The sequence below is a fragment of the Arthrobacter sp. NPDC080086 genome, from assembly GCF_040702285.1.
Map to the genome: position 1 here is coordinate 1 of NZ_JBFBKP010000114.1, position 9,012 is coordinate 9,012.

Here is a 9,012-nt window from a genome sequence, read left to right on the forward strand (position 1 = left end):
GGCGGCGACCGCGCGGCCGCCGCCCCCGCGCCGGCTCCTGCTCCTGCACCCACGCCGCGGGCCCAGCAGGGTCCGCCGTCGTTGATTCACGCCTTCGCCCGGCCGGACACGGCCCCGGAAAGCCCCGCGTCGGCGTCGCTGGCTCAGCCCGCCGCCGGCGATACCGACCACGACGGCCAGACCATCATGAAGAGCGCGCTGCCCGGCAGGGGAGCGGCCCCGCTGCAGTCGCCCCCGGAGCCGGCTCCCGGCACGGGCCCCATGGTCCTGGCCCGGGTCTGCCCCCAGGGCCACGCCAACCCGCCCACCAGCGCCGCCTGCGCCTACTGCGGCCAGGCCCTGCCCGGCGACGGCGTGCAGGTCCGGCGGCCGCGCCTCGGCCGGGTCCGGCTCTCCACCGGCGAACTGATCGACTTGGACCAGTCCCTGATCATCGGCCGCCAGCCCTCGGTCTCCCGGGTCCAGGGCGCGGTCATGCCCCGCCTGATCCAGGTGGCCAGCCCCGGCGGCGATATTTCCCGCTCGCACGTGGAGGTCCGGTTGGAGGGCTGGCACGTGATGCTCTGCGACCTCAAGGCCACCAATGGCACCGTGCTCCTGCGTGAGGGCCAGGCCCCGCGCCGGCTCGCCCAGGGCGAGATGGCGATCGTGTTCGACGGCGACATCGCCGAACTCGGTGACGGCATCCAGCTGCGCTTCGAGGAGCTGCTGTGAACGCCAAACGCCCCGCCGCGCCGCCGCCCACAATCCCCGGCTTCAGCTACGTCAGCCTGCTGGGATCCGGCGGCTTCTCCGACGTCTACCTCTACGAACAGGACCGTCCGCGCCGCAAGGTGGCGGTCAAGGTACTGCTCTCGGATTTGAAGACCGAGGGCGCCCGCCGCCGGTTCGAGTCCGAGGCCAACCTGATGGCCCAGCTCTCCTCGCATCCCTACATCGTGACGATCTTCGAGGCCGAGATCACCGACGCCGGCCACTCCTACCTGGCCATGGAGTACTGCTCCCGGCCCAGCCTGGACGTCCGCTACCGCCGCCAGCGCTTCAGCGTGGACGAGGTCCTGGCCGTCGGCATCCAGGTGGCCTCCGCCGTCGAAACCGCGCACCGGGCCGGGATCGCCCACCGGGACATCAAGCCCGCGAACATCCTGGTCACCGACTACAACCGGCCCGCGCTGACGGACTTCGGCATCTCCGGCACACTCGCCGGGGACCAGGACGAGGACGCCGGCATGTCCATCCCGTGGTCCCCGCCGGAACAGTTCAGCGACCGCCAGGTCGACGGTGTCCTGGTGGACGTCTGGGCGCTCGGCGCCACCCTCTACACCCTGCTGGCCGGCCGGTCCCCGTTCGTCCTGCCGGGCGCGGATAACTCCCAGCGCGAGCTGATTTCCCGGATCACCAGCATGCCCGTGCCCAAGCTGGGCCGCGCCGACGTGCCCGAGTCCCTGGAACTGGCCCTGGCAACCGCGATGGCCAAGGCCCCGGCGTCGCGGTACTCCTCGGCGCATGCCTTCGCCCTGGCGCTGCAGCGCATCCAGGCCGAACTGAATCTCTCGGTGACCCCCTTCGAGGTCCTCGAGGAACCCCGCGCCGACGAACCGCACCCGGACGACAGCTTCGAGGAGACCCGGGTCCGCAGCATCGCGGCGATCGACCCGGACGCCACCGGGCACGGCCCCACGTTCCCCACCCGGTTCGGCGGGGTAACGGCACCGAACACCGCCACAACGGCTCCCACGACGGCGCCACAGCAGGCCCCGCAGGGTGGGTCCGGCAGCGACACCGTCCGCCGCCCCGCCGGAGCGCCCGCCGCGCCGCAGGGGGCCGACACGGTCCGGAAGCCGGGTACGGTGCCCTCCTTCACGCCGGCCGCCCCCGCGGAGGACGACGACGTCGCGGCCACCGTCAGCCGTTCCAGCCGGCAGGCCTCGGGGGACACTGACGCGGCGGCAGCCGACGCCGTCGGAGACAGCGCCGCCGCCCCCGACCACCGCCGGCGCAACCTGGTGCTCGCCGTCGTCGCCGGCGCCGTCCTGGTGGTGGCCGGCGTCGTCGGCGTCGTGGCCGGAACCACCCGCCCGGCGCCCGCCGCCAAACCCGCCGAACAGGTCAGCCGGCCGCCCGCCGACGCCCTGGACAACGGCACGGTCCCGGACGTGGAGAACCTCACCGGAGCCGTGGACGCGGCCGGGAAGGTCACCTTCACCTGGAAGAACCCGCAGCCCAAGCCGGGGGACAAGTACAAATGGCGGACCTACTCCCTCCAGGGTACGGGGGAGTTCCAGGCGGCCGCCGAACCCAAGGTGCAGGTCGAACCGAATCCCTCGGGGGAAACCTGCATCCAGGTGATGATGGTCCGCGCCGACGGTGCCTCCTCACCGATGGAACAGCCCTCCATCGGCTGCGCCAAGAAACCGTGACTACCACCCGAGAAGGAGAAGCATCATGGGGGACCTAGCGATCGATTTCTGCGGCGAATGGCACGAACCATCCGACGAGGACATCTTCAGCATCGGCCGCGAGGGCGACCTGGAGGTCGATGACAACCCGTACCTGCACCGGCAGTTCCTGCAGATCGCCCGCTACGACGGCATCTGGTGGCTCAGCAACGTCGGCAGCATGCTCTGCGCCACCATCGCCGATGCCTCCGGGGGCATGCAGGCCTGGCTGGCCCCCGGTGCCCGGATCCCGCTGGTCTTCAGCCACACCAACGTCATCTTCACCGCCGGCCCCACCACGTACGAGTTCGCCGTGCACCTGCGCACCCCGTCCTTCCGGCAGGAATCCCGCGGCGAGGACAGCGGGGGCGACACCACCATCGGCCCCGTGGTCTTCACCGACTCGCAAAAGGCCCTGATCGTCGCCCTCGCCGAGCCCATGCTCCGCCGCGAGGGCACCGGCTTCAGCGCCATCCCCTCCTCCGCGGAGGCGGCCAAGACCCTGGGCTGGACCCTGACCCGATTCAACAGAAAGCTGGACAACGTGTGCGACAAACTTGACCGGGTGGGAGTCGCCGGACTGCGCGGCGGCGGCGGGAAGCTCGCCACCAACCGCCGGGCCCGGCTCGTCGAGCACGCCGTCACCTCGCACCTGGTCACCCCCGCGGACCTGGGGCTGCTGGAGACCCAGCGCGGGAGCGGGGACGCATGAGGATCCGGCTGACCCTGCGGCGCGACCCCGCCGAGGCCAAGGACCTGGCCGTCACCGTCGACGGCCTCGCCACCGTGGCGGACATCGCCACCGAACTCTGGGCCGCCGACCCGGCCCGGCGCGGCACCCCCGCGCCGGCGAACCTCTCGCTCCGGATCGAGGAGGCCTTCGCCGCCGGCGGCTCCACCGGCACCGTCCTGAACCGGGAAGACGGCCTGCTCGAATCCGGCCTCCGGCCCGGCTCGATCATCTCCCTCACCCAGGTCAGCGAGCAGTTCGCCGTCCCCGGGGCGAACCGGGGCCCCGCCGCGGCGACCCTGCGGATCCTCTCCGGGCCCGACGTCGGCCGCGAATTCCCGCTGCCCTCGGGCACCAGCTACGTGGGCCGGGACCGCGACGTCGATATCCGGCTGACCGACCCGCTGACCTCCAAGCGGCACGCCCGGATCACGGTGGGCGAGAGCATCGAGATCGTGGACACCAACTCCGCCAACGGGCTGCTGATGGACGGGCTGCCGGTCACCCGTGCCACCCTGACCTCCTCGGACACCGTGACCCTGGGCGACACCACGGTTTCGGTGGTCTCGCTCGGCGGCAGCCAGGGCGCCGCCCCGAGCTCCCCGCTGATCGACTTCAACCGCTCGCCCCGCGTGGTGCCCCGGTTCGAACCGCGCAAGCGCACCGTGCCGTCCGGGCCCACCCGCCAGGAACGCCAGCCCTTCCCGTACATTATGCTGATCGCCCCGCTGATGATGGGCGCCGTGGTCTTCGCGGTCACGCAGAACATGATGTCCGTGATCTTCATGCTGATGATGCCGCTGTTCGTCGTGGGTCACTACATGGACCAGAGGATGCAGTCCCGGCGCGAACGCAAGGAACAGCTCAAGTCCTTCCGCGCCGCCATGGCCGCGTTCCAGGCCGACATCACCGGGCTGCAAAAGGTGGAACGGGCCGTCCGGCTGCAGGAGGCCCCCTCCGTCAGCGACACCGTGGACTCGATCTACAAGCTGGGCCCGCTGCTGTGGACCCACCGCCCCGAACACACCGGCTTCCTGGGCCTGCGCTTCGGCCTGGGCACCGCCCCGTCCCGGATCCAGTTCGAGGAACCGCAGAACAACGAGACCGACCCCGAATTCATGGCCGAGATCCAGGACTGCCTGCACCGGTTCGCCGAGGTTGAGGGCGTGCCGATCGTCTCGCAGCTGCGCACCGCCGGTTCCTTCGGCCTGGCCGGCGCCCGTGGCCTGGTGGACGACGTCGCCCGCGGCATGGTTCTGCAGCTGGTGGGCCTGCACTCGCCGGCTGAGGTGGTCCTCACCGCGATCACCTCCGCCCAGTCCCGGGACCGCTGGGACTGGCTGCAGTGGCTCCCGCACGCCGGCTCCGGCCACAGCCCGCTCGCCGGGGACCACCTGGCCGCCGGTCCGGCCGGCGGCACCGCCCTGCTGTCCCGCCTCGAGGACCTGATCGACCAGCGCGAGGCCGCCTCCCGCGAACCCGCCCCGGCGCTGCGCCCCGGTTTCACCGACCGGCCCGGCGAAACCGCCGCGGAGGTCCCCGCCCCGCAGCTGCCCACCGTGCTGCTGGTGGTCGAGGACGACGCCCCGGTGGACCGCGGCCGGCTCACCCGCGTCCTTGAGCGCGGTCCCGACGCCGGCGTCCACGTGATCTGGGTGGCCGCCTCGGTGGAACAGCTCCCCGCCGCCTGCCGGGACTTCATGGCCGTCGACGGCGAACACGGCACCACCACCGGCCAGGTCCGCCTGGGCCGGCACACCTTCCCGGTCTCCTGCGAGAGCCTCGACGCCGGCCTCGCCGCGCAGCTGGCCCGCATGCTGGCCCCCGTCGTCGACGTCGGCAAGCCGCTCGAGGACGACTCCGACCTGCCCCGCGCCGTCTCCTACGCCACCCTGATCGGCAATGACTTCCTGGACAACCCGCAGGCCGTCGCTGACCGCTGGAGCGAGAACAACTCCGTGCACGCCTCCGCCTCGCCCAACCGCAAGGACAACGGCTCGCTCCGCGCCCTGGTGGGCTCCAAGGGCATCGAACCGCTCTACTTGGACCTGAAGAACGAGGGCCCGCACGCGCTGGTGGGCGGCACCACGGGCGCCGGCAAGTCCGAGTTCCTGCAGTCCTGGGTGATGGGCATGGCCGCCGCGTATAGCCCGGACCGGGTCAGCTTCCTGTTCGTGGACTACAAGGGCGGCGCCGCGTTCGCCGACTGCCTGCAGCTGCCGCACACCGTGGGCCTGGTCACCGACCTGTCCCCGCACCTGGTCCGCCGGGCCCTGACCTCGCTCCGGGCCGAGCTGCACCACCGCGAGAAGCTGCTGAACCGCAAGAAGGCCAAGGACCTGCTGGAACTCCAGCGCCGGGCCGACCCGGAGGCGCCGCCGTACCTGATCATCATCGTGGACGAATTCGCCGCCCTCGCCACCGAGGTGCCCGAGTTCGTCGACGGCGTGGTGGACGTCGCCGCCCGCGGCCGTTCCCTGGGCCTGCACCTGATCCTCGCCACCCAGCGCCCCGCCGGCGTGATCAAGGAGAGCCTGCGCGCCAACACCAACCTGCGCGTGGCCCTGCGGATGGCGGACGAGGACGACGCCGTCGACATCCTCGGCGTCCCCACCGCCGCCTACTTCGACCCGTCCATCCCGGGCCGCGGCGCGGTCAAGACCGGTCCCGGCCGGATCCAGGGCTTCCAGACCGGCTACGCCGGAGGCTGGACCACGGAGAAGCCGCAGCGGCCCCGGATCGACGTCGTGGAGATGGCGTTCGGCTCCGGCCCGGCCTGGGCCGCCCCGGCCGAGGCGGACCCGGCGGCCGAGCAGCCGGCCGGCCCGAACGACATCGCCCGGATGACGCAGAACATCCTGCGCGCCGCGGACGTGCTCGCCATCGAGCCTCCCCGCAAGCCGTGGCTGGACGAGCTGGCCACCACCTACGACTTCTCGCTGCTGCCGAACCCGCGGACGGACGAGCGGCTGCTCCTGGGCGTGGCGGACGACCCCGCGCACCAGGACCAGCCCACCGTGTTCTACGAACCGGACCGGGACGGGAACATGGCCATCTACGGCACCGGCGGCTCCGGCAAGTCCGCAGCGCTGCGTGGCATCGCGATCGCCGCGGCCGTCACCCCGCGCGGCGGCCCGGTAAACGTGTACGGCATCGACTGCGGCTCCGCCGGACTGCGGATGCTCGACGAGCTGCCGCACGTGGGCGAGGTGATCGACGGCGACGACGTCGAACGCGTCGGCCGCCTGCTGCGCTGGCTCCGCGACCTGGCCGACGACCGCTCCGCCCGCTTCGCCGAGGTCCGCGCCAGCACGATCGTCGAGTACCGCAGGCTCTCCGGGATGGCGGACGAGAAGCGCATCTTCATCCTGGTGGACGGCATCTCCGCCTTCCGGGAGACCTTCGAATACAGCAAGCTCTCCGGCCTCTGGGACATCTTCCTGCAGCTGGCCACCGACGGCCGGCCGCTGGGCATCCACCTGGTGGTCACCGGTGACCGGCCCAACGCCGTCCCGGCCTCCCTGCTGGCCTCCATCCAGCGCCGGCTGGTGCTGCGGCTGTCCTCCGAGGAGGACTACCTGTCCATGGACGTCCCGCGCGACGTCCTGGGCGCCGGCAGCCCGCCCGGCCGCGGCCTCCTCGGCGGCCTCGAGGTGCAACTGGCCGTCCTGGGCGGCAACTCCAACCTGGCCGTCCAGGCCCGCGAGGTGCACAAGCTCCGGGAGGCCATGCTGCGCCAGGGCGTCGAACGCGCCCCGCAGATCGAGCGCCTGCCCGACTCGGTGGACCTGGACCTGCTGCCCGCCGGCAGCCCGGACCTGCCCGTGATCGGCGTCGACGACGAGACCCTGCAGCCCGCCGAGATCCTGGCCGAGGGCCCGCTGCTGCTGGCCGGCCCTCCCGGTTCCGGCCGCACCGTGGCCCTGGTGACCCTGGCGCACGCCCTGCGCCGCTCCAACCCGGGCGTGGAGCTGATCTACCTGGGCTCCCGGCGTTCCGCGGCCGCGTCCCTGAAGCTCTGGGACCGGTCCGTGGTGGGCGCCGACGATGTCGACGAGGTGATCGACGAACTGGTCGACTACAGCACCGGCACCCCCGGCAAGCTGGCGATCTTCATCGAGGGCCTCACCGAGTTCACCGACACCCTGGCCGAATCCGGCCTGGGCCGCCTGGTGACCGCCTCGATCAAGGCCGAGCAGTGGGTGGTGGGCGAATCCGAGACCTCCACCTGGTCCTCCGCCTGGTCCCTGGCCCAGCCGTTCAAGTCCGGCCGCCGCGGCCTGCTGCTCAACCCCGGGGACATCGAGGGCGACAGCCTGCGCAACACCTCCCTGGGCCGGGTCAGCGGGGACTTCATCCCCGGCCGCGGCTACATCGTGGGCCGCGGCAAGGTCCGCAAGCTCCAGGTGGCCCTGCCGCCGGAAAACCGGGCCTAGGCGTCCAGCCCTGCCGCCGGGGACGCAGTGGCGTCTCCGGCGGTAGGGTGTGGGCATGACCCGGGTAAGGAATCGGGCGGTGGCCGCGCGGAGGGTGGCCCCCGGCGGCGACACGGCACTGGACAACGCCCTCTTCGTCTTCAGCGGTGTGGCCGCCCTCTGGCTCGCAAGCATCCTGTTTGAGGCGAGCCTGGACTGGAGCCGGGCCTGGTTCGCCGTCGTCTTCTGGGCCGCGCTCGCGTACCTGGTGCTGCCCCGGCTGCACCGGATTCTCACCCGCATCTACCTGCCCGACTACTTCATCGGCCGCGCCCGGACCAGCGACGGCCTGCTGGGGGATCCGGTGAACGTGGCGCTGCTCGGCTCCCCGGCACAGGTCCACACCGCCATGCACCGGGCCGGCTGGACCCTGGCCGACCCCGTCGACCTGGCCAGCAGCCGGCGCATCATCACCGCCACCCTCACCCGCCGCAGCTATGACGAGGCGCCGGTCAGCCCGCTGTTCCTCTTTGGCCGGCAGCAGGACTTCGCGTACCAGCAGGAGGTGGACGGCAACCCGGGGAAGCGGCACCACATCCGGTTTTGGCGCTGCCCGCCCGGCTGGGTGCTGCCCGGCGGTGCCGCCGTGGACTGGGTGGCCGCCGGCACCTACGACCGCTCCGTGGGCCTGTCCCTCTTCACGCTGCAGGTCACCCACAAGATCGAGGAGGACATCGACAGGGAACGGGACTTCGTCCTGGCCAGCCTGCGCGCCGCCGACCCCGCCGTCGGGGTGCGGATCCTGCGCGACTTCTCCTCCGGCTACCACTCGCGCAACGGCGGGGGAGACACCATCTCCACCGACGGGCACCTGCCCGTCGTCGACCTCACCGGGGTCACGGCCGACGCCGGGGCGGTGCCGCCGCCCGCCGTGACGGCCGTCCGCCCGCCCGCGCCCACCCTCTTCGGCGTCGGGCTCGCCGCCCTCCGCGGCCTCGCCGCCCTGGCTCTCGCGGCCCTGATGGCTGTCTCGGACCCGGGCTCGCTGCCGCTGGCGGACCGCGCCGGGGAACAGCTGCCGGTGGTCGTCGCGGTGATCGCCGTGTTCGGCCTGGCCGAGCTCGCGCTGGGCTGGTTCGTGCTCCGCGGCGGCAACCGCGCCCGCGTGGCCACCATGCTGCTGAGCGCCCTGGCCATCATCGCCCAGGCCGTCGACGTGCTCACCGGCGGACCCGCCGTGACCTTCCAGACCAACCTGGTGGGCCTGTCCCTGGACATCCTGCTGATCATCGCCCTCACCAGCCGGCGCTCCCTCAGCTACGCCCGCAAGGCCGATGGGCAGGGGTCCCCATCGACGCTGGCGGAGGCGGCAGGGTAGGTTCTTGGCATAGGAACTTCCGGATCAGCCGGGGGCCGCTGGGGACGCCGA

The 9,012-nt window shown here is 72.3% G+C and carries 5 protein-coding genes; all 5 read left to right on the forward strand.

What is annotated here, in order from left to right; all coding sequences use genetic code 11:
- A partial coding sequence (locus tag AB0305_RS21570) for an FHA domain-containing protein (protein ID WP_366173987.1) occupies positions 1-714 on the forward strand: 714 nt, incomplete at its 5' end.
- The gene (locus AB0305_RS21575) at positions 711-2,420 is read left to right on the forward strand and encodes a serine/threonine-protein kinase (RefSeq protein ID WP_364136992.1); all 1,710 of its coding nucleotides are present in this window, start codon (positions 711-713) and stop codon (positions 2,418-2,420) included. The genes AB0305_RS21570 and AB0305_RS21575, both read left to right, overlap by 4 nt.
- Before the next feature lie 25 nt (positions 2,421-2,445).
- Complete coding sequence (locus AB0305_RS21580) at positions 2,446-3,150, forward strand: hypothetical protein (protein WP_290258450.1); 705 nt, start codon at positions 2,446-2,448, stop codon at positions 3,148-3,150.
- Positions 3,147-7,604, forward strand: coding sequence for an FtsK/SpoIIIE domain-containing protein (locus tag AB0305_RS21585; protein ID WP_364136995.1), 4,458 nt, complete (start codon positions 3,147-3,149; stop codon positions 7,602-7,604). Before AB0305_RS21580 ends, AB0305_RS21585 begins: the two co-directional genes overlap by 4 nt.
- Before the next feature lie 79 nt (positions 7,605-7,683).
- Complete coding sequence (locus tag AB0305_RS21590; protein ID WP_364136997.1) at positions 7,684-8,961, forward strand: LssY C-terminal domain-containing protein; 1,278 nt, start codon at positions 7,684-7,686, stop codon at positions 8,959-8,961.
- Positions 8,962-9,012: the final 51 nt, after the last annotated feature.